Source organism: Planotetraspora mira (assembly GCF_016863275.1).
Taxonomy (GTDB): domain Bacteria; phylum Actinomycetota; class Actinomycetes; order Streptosporangiales; family Streptosporangiaceae; genus Planotetraspora; species Planotetraspora mira.
The window spans coordinates 158,696-177,882 of sequence record NZ_BOOO01000040.1; the positions used below are offsets into that span (position 1 = coordinate 158,696).

14 protein-coding genes are annotated in these 19,187 nt (G+C 65.4%); 5 read left to right on the plus strand and 9 right to left on the minus strand.

All coding sequences use genetic code 11. The features are described from left to right. Nucleotides 1–19 precede the first annotated feature (19 nt). From Pmi06nite_RS34455 to Pmi06nite_RS34470, 4 genes are read right to left on the minus strand one after another with little or no spacing between them, the layout of a single operon-like run. A complete protein-coding gene (locus Pmi06nite_RS34455) occupies nt 20–1,708 on the minus strand; it encodes an amylo-alpha-1,6-glucosidase (RefSeq protein ID WP_203957374.1) in 1,689 nt (562 codons plus the stop codon). A 26-nt stretch (nt 1,709–1,734) separates the two neighbouring features. After that, the gene (locus Pmi06nite_RS34460; protein WP_203957375.1) at nt 1,735–2,541 is read right to left on the minus strand and encodes a carbohydrate ABC transporter permease; all 807 of its coding nucleotides are present in this window, start codon (nt 2,539–2,541) and stop codon (nt 1,735–1,737) included. After that, nucleotides 2,538–3,503 carry a carbohydrate ABC transporter permease gene (locus tag Pmi06nite_RS34465; RefSeq protein WP_203957376.1) on the minus strand — a complete coding sequence of 322 codons (966 nt, stop codon included), beginning with the start codon at nt 3,501–3,503 and terminating at the stop codon, nt 2,538–2,540. The genes Pmi06nite_RS34460 and Pmi06nite_RS34465 overlap by 4 nt, the downstream gene beginning before the upstream one ends. A gap of 5 nt (nt 3,504–3,508) precedes the next feature. After that, complete coding sequence (locus Pmi06nite_RS34470) at nt 3,509–4,753, minus strand: sugar ABC transporter substrate-binding protein (protein ID WP_203957377.1); 1,245 nt, start codon at nt 4,751–4,753, stop codon at nt 3,509–3,511. 276 nt (nt 4,754–5,029) lie between these two features. On the opposite strand from Pmi06nite_RS34470, the gene Pmi06nite_RS34475 reads away from it, so the two are divergent. The 3 genes from Pmi06nite_RS34475 to Pmi06nite_RS34485 all read left to right on the plus strand — a co-directional run bounded on the left by Pmi06nite_RS34475 (nt 5,030) and on the right by Pmi06nite_RS34485 (nt 9,345). Beyond that, complete coding sequence (locus Pmi06nite_RS34475) at nt 5,030–6,052, plus strand: LacI family DNA-binding transcriptional regulator (RefSeq protein WP_203957378.1); 1,023 nt, start codon at nt 5,030–5,032, stop codon at nt 6,050–6,052. A 344-nt stretch (nt 6,053–6,396) separates the two neighbouring features. Continuing rightward, nucleotides 6,397–8,637, plus strand: a complete 2,241-nt coding sequence (locus tag Pmi06nite_RS34480; protein WP_203957379.1) for a CBM35 domain-containing protein — start codon at nt 6,397–6,399, stop codon at nt 8,635–8,637. Between the two features lie 144 nt (nt 8,638–8,781). Continuing rightward, nucleotides 8,782–9,345: a LacI family DNA-binding transcriptional regulator gene (locus Pmi06nite_RS34485; protein WP_203957380.1), complete on the plus strand. Its 564-nt coding sequence runs from the start codon at nt 8,782–8,784 to the stop codon at nt 9,343–9,345. 79 nt (nt 9,346–9,424) lie between these two features. On the opposite strand, the gene Pmi06nite_RS34490 is transcribed toward Pmi06nite_RS34485, so the two are convergent. The 5 genes from Pmi06nite_RS34490 to Pmi06nite_RS34510 form a co-directional block, all read right to left on the minus strand. Further along, a complete protein-coding gene (locus Pmi06nite_RS34490) occupies nt 9,425–10,306 on the minus strand; it encodes a carbohydrate ABC transporter permease (RefSeq protein ID WP_203957381.1) in 882 nt (293 codons plus the stop codon). Further along, nucleotides 10,306–11,247: a carbohydrate ABC transporter permease gene (locus Pmi06nite_RS34495; protein ID WP_203957382.1), complete on the minus strand. Its 942-nt coding sequence runs from the start codon at nt 11,245–11,247 to the stop codon at nt 10,306–10,308. The genes Pmi06nite_RS34490 and Pmi06nite_RS34495 overlap by 1 nt, the downstream gene beginning before the upstream one ends. A gap of 78 nt (nt 11,248–11,325) precedes the next feature. Next, nucleotides 11,326–12,687, minus strand: a complete 1,362-nt coding sequence (locus Pmi06nite_RS34500) for an ABC transporter substrate-binding protein (RefSeq protein ID WP_203957383.1) — start codon at nt 12,685–12,687, stop codon at nt 11,326–11,328. Nucleotides 12,688–12,897: 210 nt separating this feature from the next. Next, the gene (locus Pmi06nite_RS34505) at nt 12,898–15,078 is read right to left on the minus strand and encodes an alpha/beta hydrolase (protein WP_203957384.1); all 2,181 of its coding nucleotides are present in this window, start codon (nt 15,076–15,078) and stop codon (nt 12,898–12,900) included. Between the two features lie 169 nt (nt 15,079–15,247). Next, nucleotides 15,248–16,270 (minus strand): LacI family DNA-binding transcriptional regulator, encoded by a 1,023-nt coding sequence (locus Pmi06nite_RS34510; protein ID WP_203957385.1) that lies wholly within the window; start codon nt 16,268–16,270, stop codon nt 15,248–15,250. A gap of 564 nt (nt 16,271–16,834) precedes the next feature. Between Pmi06nite_RS34510 and Pmi06nite_RS34515 the strand changes: the two genes are divergently transcribed. Together Pmi06nite_RS34515 and Pmi06nite_RS34520 are read left to right on the plus strand one after the other, a co-directional pair. Next, nucleotides 16,835–17,518, plus strand: coding sequence for a sensor histidine kinase (locus tag Pmi06nite_RS34515; RefSeq protein ID WP_203957386.1), 684 nt, complete (start codon nt 16,835–16,837; stop codon nt 17,516–17,518). Nucleotides 17,519–17,896: 378 nt separating this feature from the next. Beyond that, the gene (locus Pmi06nite_RS34520) at nt 17,897–19,003 is read left to right on the plus strand and encodes a hypothetical protein (protein ID WP_203957387.1); all 1,107 of its coding nucleotides are present in this window, start codon (nt 17,897–17,899) and stop codon (nt 19,001–19,003) included. Nucleotides 19,004–19,187: the final 184 nt, after the last annotated feature.

A 19,187-nucleotide genomic window follows, 5' to 3' on the forward strand; every position in this document is an offset into this window, starting at 1 on the left:
TCCCGTGTCAAAGGCACTGTCATTGTCGGTGCCGCCCCTCCTGGGCAGCGGCGAGCGTGAGGTAGGCGCTAGCCGTCCAGGTGTAGGCACGGTCGCGTAATCCTTCTCCCGTGCGGGCGTCGAAGTTCTCCGCGAACCCGGAGCTCTCGCACAACGCGCGGAAGCGCACGCTGATTTCGTCGGCCAGGTCGGTGTACCCAGCACGTCGAAGGCCGTCCTCGATCAGAACGGTCGAGGGCGCCCAGATCGGCCCGCGCCAGTAGCCGTCGTCCTGGTAATGCTCAGAGGTAGGCAACTCGGTGGCGGGCCCGAACGCGGTCAGGTGCTCCTCGATCTTGGCGGCCAACGTCGCACGAATCGGTTCGGGGAGTTCCTCCCCCAGCACGATCGGCATGAGGTCGAGCAGGCTGGAACTGGACCAGGTTCGTCCCGAACGTGCGCCCCGGGCGACGAATCGGTCCCCCGTCCACAGCTCAGCGAGCAGCGCGTCTCGCATCCGGTCGGCCGCGGCCGACCAGCCGGCCGCCGCATCAGGATTGGAGAGTTCGGTGGCCAGACGGGCGAGCGCTCGCATCTGGAGCACGAGAAAGGCGGCCAGGTCTGCGGTCTCGACGACGCGCTCAGGGTCGAAGGTGGTGGCGTTGTCCCAACCACTGTCGTTGCCGTGCTGGTAGTGCGCCAGTTCCCTGCTGGGAGCGCGCCGGGCGGTCAGCCAGAACATGGTCCAGCGCTCCAGCAGCCGGTACGTCTCGGCCAGCTCGCCCTTCGGCACCGGGGGCATGTGCCGGAGGGCCCAGCCATGGATTGGTGGCTTGACGAAGTTGTAGAGGATCTCGGAATGGGTGACGGAGTCAGGCAGCGCCCCGGCGACGTCTTGGTGGTCGAAGGGCAGCCGAAATTGGTCCCAGGCCAGATTGGGCAGGCCGCCGGACAGGGCGATGGCGTTGAAGCAGTGGTCCCAGCTCCAGACCTTGTCCATCCAGTGCTTGGACATGAGCACGGCGGGTCGGGTGACGAACCCGGCTGGGCGGACCGTGGCCGACCACAGCACGTAGGCGGCCAACTCGGCGGCAGGCGTACGATCGCTGCGCCAGGGCGCCACCGCCGCGGCGAACGCGTCGAATTCGGCCCGCGCCGCCTTGGCCACCTGCTCGAAAGTATCTGCACTGGTGTAGGGCTCGCGGGCGGCCTCGTATTCCTCGATGGCGATCTCCCAATCGCCGCTCAGGACGACGCCGCGCTCGGCGGCGCCAAGCGTCTGCGCGTTGAGCTGCTCGGTGATCTGCCCGTAGATCAGGGTGATGCGATAGCGGCGCCCGGTCTGGTAAACGGTGAAGACGAATGATCCGTCGGCGGGATCCTGGTAAAAGTAGGGGCCGCTGAACGGAGTCAGGATGGGATCAGCGGCTAGCAGGCGGAGGCCGAGGCGGTGGCCGCGCAGCCGTACGGTATCGGGGGTTTCGTAGGCGAGATCGATCCGGCCGCCCTCGCAGCTCCAGGTGAGCTGGTGCGGTGTGGCGGTGATGTCGGTCTCTGCGGTGGGGATCAGCCGCAGGATCGGGTGCATGCCGGTTTGGTGTGAGACCAGGTGCACGTCCTGGGCGTAGGTCTTCTCGGCCACCACGGGTGAGAAGTCGAACCAGGATCCGTGGAAGCTGAACGGGATTTCCCGCAGAGAGAACACCGGGCCTGACGCGGCGACGGTCATGAAAGTGAGAGTCCCTTCTCGGAAGGTCAGTCCTTGACGGCGCCCGCGGTGACACCGGCGGCCACGTAGCGCTGGGCGATGATGAGCAGAATGGTGGCCGGGATGGAGGCGATCACGGCGGTGGCCATGATGGCGTTCCACTGCTGGTTGTTGTTGCCGATGTAGTGGTAGATGCCGAGTGTGATCGGCTGGTGGTCACCGCCCTGGTCGAGAGTGCTGGCGAAGACGAAGTCCGACCAGGCCCACAGGAACGCGAACAGCGAAACAGTGATGATCGAGTTGCGGCTGACGGGCAGCACGATGGACCAGAAGGTGCGGAAAGTACCGGCGCCGTCGGTGCGGGCGGCCTGGAGCAGCTCCTCGGGAATGCCGGACATGAACGCGGTGAAGATCAGCACCGCGAACGGCACGGCGAGCGTGGAGTCGGCCACTATCAGCCCGGGGATCGTGTTGAGCACCCCTGTGCTGAGGAAGATGGCGTAGAACCCCATCGCCATGATGATCCCGGGGATCATCTGTGCGATCAGCAGCACGAAGCCCAGCACCCCACCGCCGCGCGGACGCAGCTTGGCCAGGGAGTACGCGGCCGGTGCCGATACCAGCAGCGTCAGCGCCACCGTGCCCAGCCCGACGACCAAACTCACGCCCAGGTAGGGCAGTTGCTGGTCCAGGACCGCCCGGTATCCCTCCAGCGTGCCGTTGACAGGAAACCAGCTCGGCGGGCTCTTACGCATGTCGGTGTCCCGGGTGAACGACACGTTGATCATCCAATAGACCGGGAACAGCATCACGCCGGTCAGCACCAACCCGATCGCGGTCTTCCAGTACCTCATGTATGGGCCTGCCTTCGCTGCACGCGGATGTAGATCAGCCCGAAGATCAGGGCCATCACGATCAGCAGGTTGCCCACCGCCGCGCCGGGCCCGAAGGAGGGCACCAGGTTTCCGAAGCCCAATCGGTAAGACCAGGTGGCGAATGTGGTGGAGGAGCCGCTCGGACCACCCTTCGTCATGATCCAGATGAGGTCGAAGACCTTCAGCGTGTAGACCAGCCCGAGCAGCAGCGTGATCGCCGACACCGGCCGCAGGAGCGGGAAGGTGACCTTCCAGAACCGCTGCCAGCCACCTGCCCCGTCCAGCGCGGCGGCCTCGTAGATGGCCGGTGAGATCCCCTGCAGGCCGGAGTACAGCACCACCAGGTTGAACGGGATGCCGATCCAGATGTTGGCGATGGTCACCGACCACAGCGACCAGTCCGGCGAGGTCAGCCAGTTCACCGGGTCGATCCCGAACGCACCCAGCACCACGTTGATCACACCGGAGTCGCTGTTGAGCATCCACGACCAGGTCGAGGCCGACACGATCAACGGCAGCAGCCAGGGCACCAGGAACAGCGCCCGCAACGTGGCCGACAGTCGGAAGTTCCGGCTGAAGAACACCGCCAGAGCAAGCCCGATCCCGAACTGGAAGGCCAGTGACACCACCGTGAACACCACCGTGTGCCACAGGGCGGGCCCGAACGTCGCATCGCCGAAGATCTTGATGTAGTTGGCGAACCCGGTAAACGGCGCATCGCCCTGCACGAACGAACGCACCGTGTAGTTGCGCAGGCTCAGTTCGACGTTGCGATACAGCGGATAGGCGTAGAACACCAGCAAGTAGACGGCAACGGGGGCCAGAAACGCCCACGCCGCCCACTGCCCGGACCGGGTTCGCGCCGCCACTCGGTGGCCTCGGCCCTTCAATGGGGCGAGACCACCGGCGGGACGGACCTTCGTCTGTGTGACTCGACTCATGCTTTCTACTGGACGGCGCTCGCCGCTGCGGACTGCGCGGCCGCCATCGCCTCCTGCGGCGACTTCGATCCGCTCAGCGCCGCTTGCACCCCACCCCACATCGGTTCAGAGATCTTCGGGTACTTGGTGCCGAGGTCGTCGCTGGTGCGGCCCTTGGCCGCCTTCACCGCGTCCACCCACACCTTCAGGTCGGGAGTGGCCGCCACCTGCTTGGCCTGCACCGCCTCAGTGGGCGCGATGTAGGAGAGGGTGGTCGTGGTGGTGAGAGAGTTGTCGGGGCTGGTCAGACACGTCACGAGCTTCTGGGAGGTCGCGTAGCGGGCGGTGTCCTGCTGGACGGGGATGCTGACGAACTCACCACCGGTGGGAGCCGGCGCGGTCCCGCCACCCTTGCCCGGCACGGGAATGATCCCGTACTCGAAGCCGGCCTTCTTGGCGTTGGCCAGCTGCCACGTGCCGTTCTCAGCGAAGGCGAAGTCGCCGCTGGCGAACTCCTGCCAGCTGGTCGTCTGCGTATTGTTGATCACAGAGTTGGGGGCGTACCCCTTTTTCAGCCAGTCGCTCCACAGCGCCACGGCCGACACGCCCTCGGCCGAGTCGAGCTTGGTGAGCTGCGCGCCGGAACCCCAGAACCAGGGCAGGAACTGGAAGCTGCCCTCCTCGGTGCCGATCGCCGAGAACGTGATTCCCTTCTTGCCCGCGCCCTTGACCTTCTCCAGTGCCGCGGTCAGCGACGGCCAGTCCTTGACCGACGCGATGTCCACTCCGGCCTTCTCCAGAACCCCCTTGTTGTAGTACAGGGCCAGGGTGTTGGCGCCGATCGGGACGCCGTACGTCTTACCGCCGCTCTGTCCCGCCGCCAGTAGGTTCGGAGCAATCGCCGAGACGTCGAGCTTGTTCTCCTCGGTCGTTGTCAACACGCCGGCCTCGGCCAGCGTCGAGACCACCGGATTGTCCACTATGAGCACATCCGGCGAGTTGCCCTGCTGGGCCGCAAGCAAGGCCTTATTCGTCAGATCGCTCGTGTCATAGCTGGTGCGCTCGACCTTCACCCCGGCCTGAGTGCCGCATGCCTCCAGCAGCTTCACCCATTCAGAGCTCTTGTCATACTGCGGGTACGGGTCCCAGACGGCGTAACTCCCGCCCCCTGCCGCCTGGCTCGCGCTCGACGAGCTCTCACTGCCGGACGTTGACGAGCAGGCGACCAGACCGCCCGCGGTCGCCAGAACCGCCAGACTCACACCGGCCATGCGCCGGCTCCTTGCCGCTGATCTCACTGGTTCTGACCTCCGCTGACAGGCGTTACGCGGCTGTTTTCGATCTAGGTCGAACCGATTCGGCGAACCGGTTCGACCGAACATAGGCCTGGTTCGTCGCACGAGTCAATGGGAAGGGACTTCAGGTTGCCGAAATGTCGCCGCAGGCGTGCGCCCCGCGACACATCCTCGTTACGGAATCCAGTACCGCGGGTGCCATGAACCGATTCGACCTACGATGGTCGCGGACCGGCGGATTCGGATGCGGGGGTGCGGGTGAACATCGGGGAGATCGCCAGGCGAGCGGGTGTGGCGCGTAGCACCGTCTCCTACGCCCTAACCGGCAAGCGCCCGGTGTCGGAGGAGACCCGACAGCGCATCCAGGCGGTCATCGAGGAGCTGAACTACCGGCCCAATGCCGCCGCTCGGGCACTGAAGGAGGGCAGGACCCGCACGATCGGCCTGGTCATCCCTCCGGCAAGTCAGCGCCTGACCGACATGCAGCTGGGCTTCGTGGCCACGGTCGTCGACGCCGCCGCCCGCGCCGACCTGGACGTTCTGCTGTCACCGTCGGGTGGCGAGCACGAGCGCTCATTCGAGCGCGTCGTCACGGGCCGACGCGTGGACGGCGTCATTCTCATGGAGATCAGGCTGGAGGACGATCGCGTCACCCGCCTACGGCAGAGCGGGCTGCCGTTCGTCGGAATCGGCCGCACCAGCCATCCCGAGGACATGACGTGGGTGGACGTCGACTACGAGACGCTCATCTCCCAGTGCGTGCACCACCTGGCGGACCTCGGCCATCGCAACATCGCGCTCGTCAACCGCTCCGCCGAGCTGGTCGCCGCGGGCTACGGTCCCGGCCATCGCGCCCAGGCCGGCTTCACACGAGCCGTCGCCCAACGAGACCTGCACGGTGTGCACGCCTGCTGTGCCGACGACGCCCAGGCCGGGCTGTCCTGCGTCGAGCGACTCCTCGCCGAACATCCCGAACTGACGGCCATCGCCACCATCAACGAGACCGCCATCACCGGCATGTACCGCGCACTGGCCCAGGCGGGCCTAGCCGTCCCCAAGGACTTCTCCATCGCCGGCGTCGCCGCGCAACACTTGGCCGAAAACCTGGACCCACCGCTCACCTCCGCCGACGTTCCCACCATCGAGCTCGGCGCTCGCGCCGTCGAGCTGCTCATCCAGCGCATCGCCGATCCCGGCAGCACGCACCGCCACCTCCTGGCCGCCCCGCCCATCTCCCTTCGCGGCACCACAGGACCGGCGAAACCCCGCGCCTGACCCCGGCTCCTCCCCCGTCGAGTCCTCCTCGAACAACGGCACTGGATCCCTAGCCCTACGCGGCTTCCGGGTCCACGGCGTCGCATGACGGCTGCATGACGAGGACGTATCACGGACATTTCCGGCTCTTGACCATCCCGCCGACACACGCTTATGGTCCAGTCGAACCGATTCGCCGAATCGATTCGACCTAACCGCACCCCCGAACGGGAAAGGCGCATGGTCACACCCTTGTCTCGGCGGGCACGCAGGATCGTGCCGCACGCCGTCCCCGCTCCGCACTCGCGCTGACCGTGACCCCGCCGGCCGCGATGTGGGTCGGCCCCTCCACGAAAGAAGGAAGAATGTCAGCTCATCCAAAACGCTTAGTCACCATTAGGCGTCCCGACGGTACAGCTGCGGCACACGGCCAGGGCCGAGGCCTCAACGGCCGAAAGCTGCTCGCAGCCCTCGGGGCACTGTTCGCTACCGCTGCCTTGCTGGTCAGCGGCCAGCAGACCGCCACGGCAGACTCGAACGTCAGCTCTGCCAGCGTGAAAGAGCTGACCGTCGATCTGTCCGCAAAGACGAAGCGGTCCGAAGGGGTGGGTCTTGGCATTCTCTACGGCATCACGCAGGACGGGTTGCAACCGTCCGACGAATACCTCGACCCGCTGACGATTAACGCCTACCGCAGCGGCGGCTGGTATGCGGGCGGCTGGATCAAGGACAAGTACACCTTCGGACCGGGCACCCAAGCCAACATCGATGCGGTCATCGCCGAGGCGAAGCGATTGCAGCGCCCGCCCCGACACAAGGTCGAGTACCAGGTCTTGCTCAGTGATGTGTTCGGTTCAACCGGCGGGGCTCCGGCGAACACCCTGTGGCCGTGCACCGACGGCGACTGCAGCAACTGGATCACGTTCATCGACGCGACCGTGACCCGGCTCCAGGCTTCCCGCCAGGACTTCACCTACGAGATCTGGAACGAGCCCGACCTCAGCATCTTCTGGAAACCGGGCGTCAACACGGCACAGTACTTCCAAATGTGGGACAGCGCCTACCGCGAGATCCGGCGCATCGCCCCGGCTGCGAAAATCGCCGGTCCGTCGTTCGCCTACACCCCTGAGCGACGGGCCGCACAATGGCAGGCTTTCCTGGCCCACGTCAAGGCCGCGAACACTGTCCCGGACGAGATCACCAACCACGATGAGGGGACCGTGGACGACCCGGTCACCGTCGGCCAGTCCCTGGCGGACGCACTCGACGCCAACGGGATCCCCCAACGGCCCCTCTCTGCTAACGAGTACCAGCCCGCGGATCGGCAGACCGCCGGAGACACTGCCTGGTACAACGCCCGACTGGCTCAGTCGAACTATGCCAACGCCATGCGCGGAAACTGGAGTTGCTGCACCATTCCGAACCTGACCGGGCTGCTCACCAAGACCCCGAGCGGATGGGCGCCCAACGGAAACTGGTGGGCGATGCGAACCTATGCCGACCTGACCGGGACGCTGGTCTCCACCTCCGAACAAGTCGGGTCGACCGCGATTTCCGCGTCCGCGGACCCCGCGAAGAAGCGCGCTGTGGCGCTGCTCGGTGACATTCAGGGCGCATACGTCGGGCCGATGGCCGTAACGTTCAAGGGACTGTCCTCGACGCCGTGGCTGGTCCGCGATGGCCTCGTGCACGCCACTGTCTACAGGATCCCTGACAAGGCACCCCTGTACACGCGCCAGGTTGCCTTCAGCCAAGACGTCAAGGTCGAGAACGATGCCATCACAGTGCCGTTCGACCTCGAGTCGCAGCATGACGCCTACGGTATCTATCTGTCCTGGACCGAACCACAGACGATCTCTCTCGACGCCCCGACCACCGTGCAGCCTGGGAGCAGATACACAGTCCCGGTAACGTTCACCAACGGCGGTGGACAGATGGATCGCGACGTCCGAACAAGCCTTGCCGCCTACACCCCGGAAGGCGAGCCGGCCCCCGGATTCACCATCACCTGCGCGGCCAGTGGCCCGCCGGCGTGCCCAAGAGTGCCCAAGTTGGCCTCCGGCCAGAGCACTGTTGTGCAGTACACGATGACGACCTCTGCCGATCTGCCCAGAGGCAACTACCGGTTCACGGCGGCTGCGACGACGAAGTCCGAAGGGCAGGACGTCTCCGTGAAGAACTCTGTCGACGCGTTGCTGCAATGTGGGGTCGGGGACGTCTGCGAGGCTGAGGACGGAGCTCTGTCCGGCGGAGCATGCCTGGCCACGGACCATCCCGGGTATACGGGATCGGGCTTCGTCGCATGCTTCACCTCACGGGGGCCGAGCGTGACTCAGCGGATCGTCGCCCAGGATGCAGGCACATACTCACTGGACCTCCGCTACGCGGCCGGCCCTGACGGTCCGGCCGGCACCCGGAGCGCATCGGTGTCGGTAAACGGCGGAGATCCTCACCAAATTCCACTCCCGCTCACTGGGAGCTGGAATACCTGGGGCGACGCGACCATTCCGGTGCAGTTGGCGGCGGGTATCAACACGATTAGCGTCAGCTATGGTCCCGGTGACGCCGGGTGGTTCAACCTCGACCACATGGTGGCCAACAAGTAGCGCAGTGACCGCATCCTCGGTCATATCTTGAGGCAGCCCCATCCGGCACCAGTTACATCGGTGGTGGATGGGGCTGCTGCTTCGACGCACTGGACCGGCTGGACGAACATCCCGCCGAAGCCGGCTACCCCCTGGTCATGCTCGGTGAGCAGGACTTCGGCGGCCGCTTACGTCGCCATGCCCAACGAGGAAGGCACCAAAGCCGCGACCAACCACCTGGCCGACCGAGGGTGCCGCCGGATCGCGATCGTCACCGGCAGAGCGTCCGATGACGTCAACATGGTGACACGCCGCCGCTGCGGCTATCTCGCCGCGCTCGCCGAGCGAGGCATAGGCGTCGATCCGGCTCTGCTCTTCTCCCTGGACGACGCGAGCATGGAAGCAGGCCGCGAGGCGGCCCGCAGTCTGGTCGACTCCGGCCACGAGATCGACGGTGTGGTCGCGGTGACCGACACCGTCGCCCTCGGCGTCCTCCGCGGTTTGGCCGACCGCGGTCTACGCGTTCCCGAGGACGTCCGTCTCATCGGGTTCGACGACATCCCCGAATCCGGATTCACCGTGCCCTCACTGTCCACGGTGGCACCTGATCATCGATGGATGGCGGAACGGGCTGTCGAACTGGTGGCTCAGCGCATCCGCGCCCCCCTCCGCCCGACCGTCCAGTACATCGCCCCCTTCGAGCTCATGATTCGTGAATCGACGCGCTGAACAGCGCCGTGTGCGTCCGTCAGCGTCGGGTCATCGTCGGTCTGCAGGACGTGCTCGCTGTACAGCCGTACCCCGCGTCCTATCTCAGGCCTCCGACGGACAGTCCGCCGCGCCAGTGTCGCTGGAGGGTGAAGAACGCGATGACGAGTGGTATGACCGACACGAGCGCGCCCAGGATGATGAGGCTCCAGAGGGAGGTGCTGCCCGCGTTGTTCGCCGAGGCGACTCCCTGCCAGACGCCGAGTCCGACGGTGACGGGGAAAAGGCGGTTGTCGGAGAGCATGGCGAGGGGCAGGAAGTAGTTGTTCCAGGATGCCACGGCGGACAGAAGCAGCACGGTCACCACCGCGGGTCGCATCAGCGGAAACGCGACCCGGAAGAACGTCCGTATCTCACCCGCGCCGTCGGCGCGCGCCGCGTCGAGAATCTCGTCGGGGACGGCGTCGCGCGCGTACACGTGCATCAGGTAGACGCCGAACGGGTTGAGAAGTGACGGGAGGATCACCGCCCAGATCGTGTTCGTCAAGCCGAGCCCGGAGAACATGATGAAGGTGGGGATCACCAGTGCCGTCGCGGGTACCATCAGCGCGCCGAGCATGACGGAGAAGCTGAAGCGCCTGCCGGCGAAACGGTATTTGGCGAATCCGTAGCCGGCCATCACGGACAAAATCGTGGCGCCGACCCCGCCCGCCAGTGCGTACAGCGTGGAGTTGAGGATCCACCTGCCGTAGATGCCGCCGTCGTAGGTGAACAGCCGCGTGAGGTTTTCGACGTAGTCGATCCGGTCGGCGAACCACATGGTGTTGCCGCCGCCGAACAGGCCGGGGGCGTCTTTGGAGCTGTTGACGATGACCCACCAGAACGGCACGAGGAAGTACACGACCAGGAAGCCGAGGAGCACCTGCAGGGGGAAGTGGCGTTGCGGCCTTTGGCGTCCGGCGGTGCGGGAGCGGGCGGTCATCAGAGGAAACTCCTCCGCTTGCGGGTGAAGAACAGGAAGGCGTAGACGCAGACGAAGACGACCCCGCCGAGAGCGAAAGAGATCGCCGATCCGTAGTTGAAGTTGGCGAGTGCGAACGCCTGCTGATAGGCGTACATGTTGGGAGTGAATCCCGGTGCGATCGTGCCCGCCGCCAGGTATCGCAGAATCTGTGGTTCGTTGAAGAACTGCAGGGTGCCGATGAGCGAGAAGACCAGGATCAAAAGCAGCGCGGGGGCGATCAGCGGGATTTTGATCCGGAGCGCGATCTGCCATTTCCCGGCGCCGTCCATGCGGGCGGCCTCGTAGAGCGACGGGTCGATGCCCTGGAGCGCCGCGTACAGAATGATCATGTAGTAACCGGCCCATTGCCAGGTGACCACGTTGATCAGGCCGTAGAAGATCAGATTCTTGCTGAAGAAGTCGGGCGCGGTGGCGCCGAACAGTCCGAAGATGTCGGTGAGCGGCCCGAAGCTCTTGCTGTACAGGAATCCCCACATGACCGCCCCGATGACCGTGGGAATGGCATAGGGGAGAAAGATCATGAGGCGGGAGAACCGGGTGAACAGCGAGGTCACGGCGTCCACGATGAGGGCCATCGCGAGCGCGATGACGATCTGCAGCGGGATGGCGACCAGGGAGAAGCGGACGACGAACCACACCCCGGAGAGGAAGGTCGGGTCGGTGAACGCCTTCACGTAGTTGCCGAGGAAGACGAAGTTGGTGCCGCCGATCAGCTTCTTCTGCCAGAGGCTGAGATACAGCGCGTACGCGAGCGGCGCGATGAGCAACGCCAGGAAGACGATCCCGAATGGCCCGACGAAGAGCCACCCCATCAGGTGCTCACGGAGGCGCACCTTGCCGCGGACCTTGTGCGCTTTTTTTTGAGTGCTCGCTGCACTCTCCTCGATCAGGAGGGTCATTGTGGGCTCCGGGGGGTCGATGCTGGGGAGTGGCGGGTGGGCCGGCCGGCCGAGGCCGGCGTGGCCCACCCGTGTTGTCTACTGAACGGTGAAGCCTTGCTCCTTGGCGTAGTTCGCCACGTCCTCCTGGATGCGGTCGGCCGCCTGCGCACCGGTGATGGAGCCGTCGATGACCGCACCGATCTGCTTCGTCATGGAATCGAAGTAGTACTGGCCGAACGGGCTGTAGGTCATGCCCGTGTAGGCATTCGCCGCAGGGACGTAGACCTCCTTGTTCGCCTGCTGGCCGTCGAAGAACGACACCTTCAGGTCGACGAACTTGGGATCGTTGAGCGCCTTCAGGTTCAGCGGGAAGATGATCTGGTTGGTCCAGCCGTCGGTGAGCGACTCGTCGTCGGCGTAGAGGCCGTACGCCACCTTCGCCGCGAGTTCGGGGTTCTTCGCCTGACTCGTCACCGAGAAGGCCGACCCGCCCCAGTTCACCTGCATCGGGTTGGCGGAATCCCACTGCGGGAGCGGCGCCACCGCGAACTTGCCGGTGTCCTCGCCCTTGCCGACGCCGGCGCCGGTGAGGTATCCGGGCGCCCAGGCCGCCGAGATGTACGTCGCGTACTTGCCGTTGATCACACCGGAGATGTATTCCGGCGTGAACTGGTCCTGCGTCCCGACCAGGCCCTTCCGCGCGAGGTTCCCCCAGTAGTCCAGCACGTCCTTGGACGCCTGGTCGTTCAGCGCGATACCGATCGACTCGGGCTGCGCCGGGTCGTAGGCGTACGGAGTGGCGCCCTTCTGGATCTGCAGCGCCATCATGACGGCCGGCACGTTCGCGCCCAGGTCGCCGAACAGCGGGCCCCCGGCGTCCTTCACCTTCTGTGCCGCCTGCTCGTATTCGGCCCACGTCTTCGGCGGCGTGATCTTGTACTTGTCGAAGATGTCCTTCCGGTAGATCATCGCCATCGGGCCGCCGTCGACCGGCACGCCGTAGACCGCGCCGCCGATCGAGACGTCCTTCCACGCGCCGTCGCTGTAGTTCGCCTTGACAGCGTCGAAGCCGTAGTTCTTGATGTCGACGAGCGCCTTCTGGATCTGGAAGGTCGGGATCCGGTCCGCCTCGATCATGATCACGTCAGGCGCGCCGGTGCCCGCCGATATGGCCGTCTGGAACTTGTCGTACTCGTCGCCGCCCTGGCCGACATTGGTCCAGCAGACCTGCACCTCGTTGCTCTGCTTGTTGAAGTTGTCGACGACGAGCTGCGTGTTGGGGTACCAGCCCCACATCGTCACGACCGGCAGTTGCTTCTTGGGGATCGTGTTGGTGCAGCTGCTCGCGTCGTTCCCACCCGCGTTCGCCGTGCTCTTCCCCTGGTCTGGGGAGCAGGCGGCGATCGCCCCGGCGGCGGCGAGCAGGGCCGCCGCGGTTATCAGGCTCTTTCTCTTCATAGACATGATCTCCCTTGGGGGGTCGCAGCGCACAAAGGCCCGTGCGCTACCGCTGAGGCCGAGCGATCGGCTCGGGACCGGGCACGGATGCCACGATCCGCGCCCTGTCCCTCGTGCCGATCTCTGTTGTGAGCGTTCACACGCCCACGTGCTTGGCGAGCATCACTGGGGCCCCCGATGCCCCGATGGTGCCGCCCCGGACAGGCTTACCTAGCGCTTGAACAGACGCGGCGCGAGGTCGATGAGGTTCTTCTGCCACACGTCCCAGCCGTGGGGCCCCTGGGTGACCCCTGCGAACTCGTAGTGGATGCCCAGGTTGTCCAATGTGGGCAGGGACGCCATGACCGACGGATACACGAAGTCGGTCTGGTCGCCGACATACAGGCGCAACAGCTTGGTCCCGTTGTTGATGGCCGCCACGTCGACGCCGGTGCCGGTGCCGAACCCGGCCGAGAACGCCGCGACGTAGGCGAACTGGCCCGGGTACGCCTTGAGGACCCCGAGCGCCTGTCCACCGCCCATCGAGAGGCCGGCGAGGGCCTGCTGCGACGGGTCGCTGGAGATGTTGTAGCGGGCACGCGCCGCCGGAACGATGTTCTCCAGCAGCTCCTTGTTGAAGTTGGACACGTTGCCGTTGCCCATCACGACCACCATCGGCACCAGGTCCCCGTCGAGGAACTCATGGTCGAGGATCTGCTTGGCGCGTCCCATCTCGACCCAGTCCGTGTAGCTCTGACCGCTACCGTGCTGGAGGTAGAAGACGGGGTAGCGCTCTGCGCGGTTCGGGTCGTAGCCGGGCGGGGTCCACACCAACGCGGTCCGGTCCTGATTCGCCACGGTGCTTCGGTACGTCAGGCTCTCGACCTTTCCGCCCTGACCGGCCGGAACCTCCGAGAGCAGGCGCGCCCTGTCTCCGGGGACGAAGAAGCTGCTCCAAGTGGACTCGGAGGTCACCTTCGTCGGGTTCGACGGGTCCTTGACCGAGACCCGATCGACGATGAACTTGTAGTAGTAGAACCACGGCTGCAGCGGACCGACGGTCGCCCGCCACCGGTCGCCGTCACGGGTCATCGGAACGCGGAGCCAGCTCCCGCCGGGAGCGTCGTTCGCCCACACTGTGACGTGCTGAGCGTCTTTGAATTCCGTCGTGGTCTCGAAGGTGACGAAGCCGCCCTCGGACACGAACGGCGTCGGCGTGGTGCCGGCCGCCGGCGGGGTGAACTCGCCCTTCAGCTGCCCGTGGCCGGCGCTCGGACCGTGATCCGACACCGTGCGGAACAGCCGCGGCACGAAATCGATCAGGTTCTCCTGCCAGGCGTTCCAGTTCGCCCCGGCGTCGGGGTTGACCCCGTCGAACTCATACCTGACACGGGCGCGGTCCAGCGCCTTTGTCAGACGGTTGGTCGCGTTGTACGCGGGATCGGTCACGTTCCCCGTGTACAGGCGCATCAGCTTGACGTGGCGGTTGATCGCTTCCGCGTTCGCCCGGACGACGCTCTCCGTCAGAAGTCCCGAGAACGAGCCGACGTAGGCGAACTGACCCGGCTTGGCGAGAGCGGCACGCAGCGCCTGCGTGCCGCCCCCGGACACACCGGCGATCGCCTGGTGCGCCGGGTCGCGGAGAACGTGGAACTTGTCGGCGATCGCCTTACGGAGATCCTTCAACTCCTTGTCTTCCGACCCGCTACCGCCGCTGACCACAACCACCATCGGCTCCATCGCGCCCTGAGCCGACAAGTTGTCGAAGATCTGCTTGGCACGACCGAGGTCGAGCCAGTCGGTGGCGCTTCCTCCGTCACCGGACTGCAGGAACAGCACCGGGTAGGCCTTGGCGCCCTTGGCCGAGTACGCCGGCGGCGTCCATACCAGAGCCGACCGCTCATTGCCCTTCGCCCGGTAGGTCAGGGTCTCGACCTTGCCGCCCTGCCCCTGAGGCGCATCCGCCAGCAGGCGCGCCGAGCCGCCCGGAACGAAGAAGGTGCTCCAGAGCGGCTTGGACGCCACGCTGGCGCTGTTCGTCGGATCCTTGAGACTCTTGGTGTCATCGCCGGTGACCTGGTAGGAGTACAGGCCCGGCTTGAGCGGGCCGAGGACCCCCGACCAGGCGTCGCCCCGGCGGGTCAGACCGAACTCCGCCCAACTGAAGGATGGGCCGAAGTTCCCCTCGATGACGACCTGCGACACCTGGCCTGCGTTGGCTTGGACGTAGGCCGCCGGGACAGTGAACGACACGTAGCCGTCCTCGGAAACATTCAGCCACGGCGTGTCCGCCGCGGCCGGCCGCGGCGCGAGCAACACGGCCGAGATCGCCATGACTCCGGCGGCGACTACCGCCAAGAGCCGGTGCACGCCCTTAGGGCGTAAAGCTCCGTGGTACGGTGACAACGTCATACCGAACTCCTCAATGGCCGGCAGCGGATTGGGCCCGACTGGCCGGCCTGACTTATCGGTCGATGTACCGTCGGTTTCTGTTTCCCGCACCTCCGTCCATCACGGGTTCGTCTTGTTACCTGCTGTCAGGTGGATCTGGGTGGTGCATACACCTTCGGGTGCTTGTGTGTCACAAGCTCGTATCGGTCCTCGGTGGTGCGGTTGAGCCACGGACCATCAAGCGGGTTGGGAGCAGTATTTGATCGGGCCCCTCCCACTCACCGGTCACCAGCCCTTTCAGCATGCGCGCGGCCTCGTACCCGAGTCGGTACATCGACTGGTCCACCGTGGTCAGCCCCGGCTCGGCCGACACGGCCTCCGGAATGTTGTCGAAACCGGCCACCGACAGGTCGCCAGGAACGCTGAGTCCCAACTCCTTCGCGACCTCCAGAGCCTTCAGGGCCATCCCGTCGCTCGCCGCGAAGATCGCCGTCGGGCGGTCCGCCCTATCCAGCAACGCCCGCGCCAGCGGGACCGCGGAGTCGGGATTGAAGTCGCCTCTGCCGATCAACGTCGGATCGACCGGAACACCGGCCGCGGCCAGCGCCCTCCGGTACCCCTCCTCGCGCGACCATGCGGCTGCGAGGCTGGAACGGCCCGCGATGAATCCGATGCGCCGATGCCCCAGGCCCAGTAGGTGCTCAACCATTGTGGTGGCACCCACTAAGTTGTCCGCCGTCACCGACGGCACCGTCGAGTCCCGCACCGGATCGATGACCACGACCGGAGTGTTGCTCCGCACCTCGCCCCAAGGCGTCACCACAATGCACCCGTCCGTGAGGGTGCCGGACAAGCGGGCCAGATGACGCTGCTCCCAGCCCTCCGCGTACGTCCCGTAGAGATCGCTGTTGGCGTAGACGATCAGGTCTAAGCCCGATTGACTCAACGCCTCCATCACGCCTTTGAGCACCTCGGCGGTATAGGAATGGAAGCTGTGGGTCACCAGACCCAGGACATTGGTGCGGCTGCGTCGCAGGCTCGTCGCCCCCAGACTCGACTCGTAGCCGAGCCGCTCGATGGCCGAACGCACCTGCGCGATGGTGCGGGCGCTGACCCCGTAACGCCTGTTGACCACCCGCGACACAGTCGCGGTGGAGACGCCCGCCAGGCGCGCCACATCACTCATCGTCACCGGCGCAGCGCCGTCGGCCATGCCGCTCTCTCCATATTGCAATCGTTATCGATCACGTTTTCAGCGCTTAACGTAAGCGACATCTTTTACGAACACAAGACCCTTATCGGCCTCTCAGTACGCCGACCGGACGTCCTAAAAGGACATGCACAGAATGCGCTGCCAGGGGATATCCGCTGCCTGCGTTTCTCGACGCCGCGCCTCTACCAGCGGAACTTATACACCAATCCCGTGAACGCAACCCGGGGCTGCTCATGTCGTCGAGCAGGGAGAAGCCGTCGACCGTGTCCGCGGTGATAGTGGCGCGGTGAAGTCCCGGGTGGCTCTCCGGTGGGAAGGCGGCCTGCTCGGCGATCCGCGCGGCCTGCATGCCTACCTGCGAGTCACCTGTCCCCCAATTCGGTCCGGGCGGCGTTGATCTCATCATTGCCTGATCTTGAAGCGTGCATGGCGTTCAGCGTGGTGCGCTTCGACGGAGCTTTGCCGCGGCAGACGGTGGATGGCCCGCTAGCGGTACCGACAACGATCATTTCAGGAGAGAAACTGGTATACGAAATACGGTACTCGGTATACCAGGAGCGCATCATGAGTACTCTGTCTCGAGCGGCCATCTTGGACCGGCAGCAGCAGTTTGTCGCCGACGCATCCCACGAGCTGCGCACCCCGCTCGCCGGCCTCCGCGTGCAACTGGAGGACGGCAGGCTGCACCCCGAAGACACCGACATGCGCTCCCTCCTGGAAGGTGCCTTGCTGGACGTCGACCGGCTGGAGTCGATCATCACCGATCTGCTCCTGCTGGCCCGGGTAGGAGCGTCTGGAGTCACGGAGAAGATGCCTCTGTCGCTGTCCGAGCTGGCCCGCTGCGAGGTCTCCCAACGCACCGACCGGGTGCCGACCCGGATGCGGATCGACACGGGCGTGCTGGTCACCGTCGTGCGATCCCAGATCGCCCGCCTACTCAAGAACCTCCTCGACAACGCTCAGCGACACAGCAGGAGAGTCGTGGAGGTCAGCGTGCGGCCCGTTGGGCGCTTCGCCGAACTGGCCGTCGAGGACGACGGAGCCGGCATCCCCGAATGTGACAGGGAGCGCGTCTTCGAGCGGTTCTCCAGACTGGACACCGCTCGCGGTCGCGACCACGGCGGCACCGGCCTAGGCCTGGCCATCGCCCGCGCAATCGCCCGCGCCCATGAGGGCACCCTGAAGGCCAAGGAGTCCCACTTGGGCGGCGCGCTGTTCCTCCTTCGAATCCCCCTCGCGGAATCCTGAGGCACCGGTACTGGCGGACCGCGCGGCTAAAGGTGGCAAAGAGCGCCCGCCGCCCCGGCAACGGGCGCTCTTCGGCTCCCTCGCCCAACGAAGGGAACGGCAATCGGATCAGCCCTCTGAGCTGCGTCGGGACGACAGGAATTGAACCTGCGACCCCTTGACCCCCAGGAAGTGGGAGTAGGCGTTTTTCCAGCTCAACGGCCTTCAGGTAGCCATGCACGCCGTTTGGTGACGTGCAGGTTGTTCGGCTACGTGCATGACGTGTGGTCCCCGAAAGGTCCCCAACTCGCCGTAATCATCGACGGGCCGAGCCTCTCGCACCGTGCCGGCATCTGCTAGCTTCGCGTCGACGTTGACGAGCGAGTCAGGAATCGACCAATGTCTGATGAACGGTGGGACGTCGTCCCTGAGTCCGACGTCCTCACCCTGGCGGGCCTTGGAGCCCGGATCTACCGGATGCCGTTGGCAAGCTACGTGCTGGGCCCGGATGCATTCATCGTCATTGTCGAACCTGGTGACCGGCCCGACGGCACAGCCGTGCAGCATCGCGAACTTCTCAAGCTTGCGGGTCCGTTCCCGGACGAAGTCCACACGTACCTCTACAACGACCTCATGGGAACGGCTGGGCATCGGCCGGAAACCACACCAAGTGCGCTACATGGATTTGTGCGCGTCCGGGAGGGCTGCCAGCCGTTGGGTCCGCTCAAATACTGCGGCGGCAGCTACGACCCCACCGAGGAAAGGCTTATCGAGTACCAGATCCACCTCGAACAGGTGCTGCCGTTCGAGGTGCTCGACCGGGTACGGCCGCTTTTTCCTGCACCGCCCCCACCCCGGACAAGTTGGTTGGACCTGCTGCCGGATGACCCCGTCGCCGCGACCCACGAGTTCGTCACCGACTGGTACGCCGACGTGCCGACGGACGAGAGTCACGCAGAAGCGTCGCACATACCGATTCCCGCACCACTCGCCGCGTTCTATGCCACGGTGGCCGGACGCAAGGAGGTACTCGGCAGGCAAGATCCGCTGTTCCCGCTCCACAAGCTGCGCCTGGACAAGGATGGCTGGCTTGAATTCGGCGCCGAAAACCAGGGCGGCTTCGTTCTAGCCATCGATCCAACTGCGACCGACCCGGCAGTGTCGTATCGGTACTGGACAGACGAGCCGATCATCGACCCCCATCCCCTGAGCACGTTCCTCCTACTCTTCGCGCTGTATGAAGCGTCGTTCGCCGGCCCTTACCTCGCTTTCGCCCACCTCACCACCGAGGAGGCGCAGCGGCTCACCTACGGACTCCGACGCGTACCTCTCCGAAACCGATGGGTCCCATCGACTGACACTGAGTTCCATGTGGGCAACGGCCTCGTCGTGCAGCTCACCCCACGTGAAGACAGCACCTGGTACGCATACACCAGCGCTCGACACCGTGCACACCTTGAGGCGCTACGCCACCTCGACATCCGATGGGGGATCTTTGAAGGGTGACCGCCCGACCCACCGTGGTCTTTATGCCCTTTTCCAGTGCTAGTTCGTCAAGAATCACCACCCTAGACACCGCCACGCCTTGGCCGCCGGTCAAGCAGCACCATGAGGCCAGACACCAAATGATCGTTGTCCCCAAAACGCCGAAAGGGCCGACCCGATCAATCGGATCAGCCTCTGAGCTGCG

Coding starts and splice junctions, on each gene's coding strand:
- Pmi06nite_RS34505 (WP_203957384.1), bottom strand. CDS start 15,078: ATGACGTTGTCACCGTACCACGGAGCTTTACGCCCTAAGGGCGTGCAC.
- Pmi06nite_RS34520 (WP_203957387.1), top strand. CDS start 17,897: ATGTCTGATGAACGGTGGGACGTCGTCCCTGAGTCCGACGTCCTCACC.
- Pmi06nite_RS34460 (WP_203957375.1), bottom strand. CDS start 2,541: ATGAGGTACTGGAAGACCGCGATCGGGTTGGTGCTGACCGGCGTGATG.
- Pmi06nite_RS34465 (WP_203957376.1), bottom strand. CDS start 3,503: ATGAGTCGAGTCACACAGACGAAGGTCCGTCCCGCCGGTGGTCTCGCC.
- Pmi06nite_RS34495 (WP_203957382.1), bottom strand. CDS start 11,247: ATGACCCTCCTGATCGAGGAGAGTGCAGCGAGCACTCAAAAAAAAGCG.
- Pmi06nite_RS34510 (WP_203957385.1), bottom strand. CDS start 16,270: ATGGCCGACGGCGCTGCGCCGGTGACGATGAGTGATGTGGCGCGCCTG.
- Pmi06nite_RS34490 (WP_203957381.1), bottom strand. CDS start 10,306: ATGACCGCCCGCTCCCGCACCGCCGGACGCCAAAGGCCGCAACGCCAC.
- Pmi06nite_RS34500 (WP_203957383.1), bottom strand. CDS start 12,687: ATGAAGAGAAAGAGCCTGATAACCGCGGCGGCCCTGCTCGCCGCCGCC.
- Pmi06nite_RS34515 (WP_203957386.1), top strand. CDS start 16,835: ATGAGTACTCTGTCTCGAGCGGCCATCTTGGACCGGCAGCAGCAGTTT.
- Pmi06nite_RS34455 (WP_203957374.1), bottom strand. CDS start 1,708: ATGACCGTCGCCGCGTCAGGCCCGGTGTTCTCTCTGCGGGAAATCCCG.
- Pmi06nite_RS34480 (WP_203957379.1), top strand. CDS start 6,397: ATGTCAGCTCATCCAAAACGCTTAGTCACCATTAGGCGTCCCGACGGT.
- Pmi06nite_RS34470 (WP_203957377.1), bottom strand. CDS start 4,753: ATGGCCGGTGTGAGTCTGGCGGTTCTGGCGACCGCGGGCGGTCTGGTC.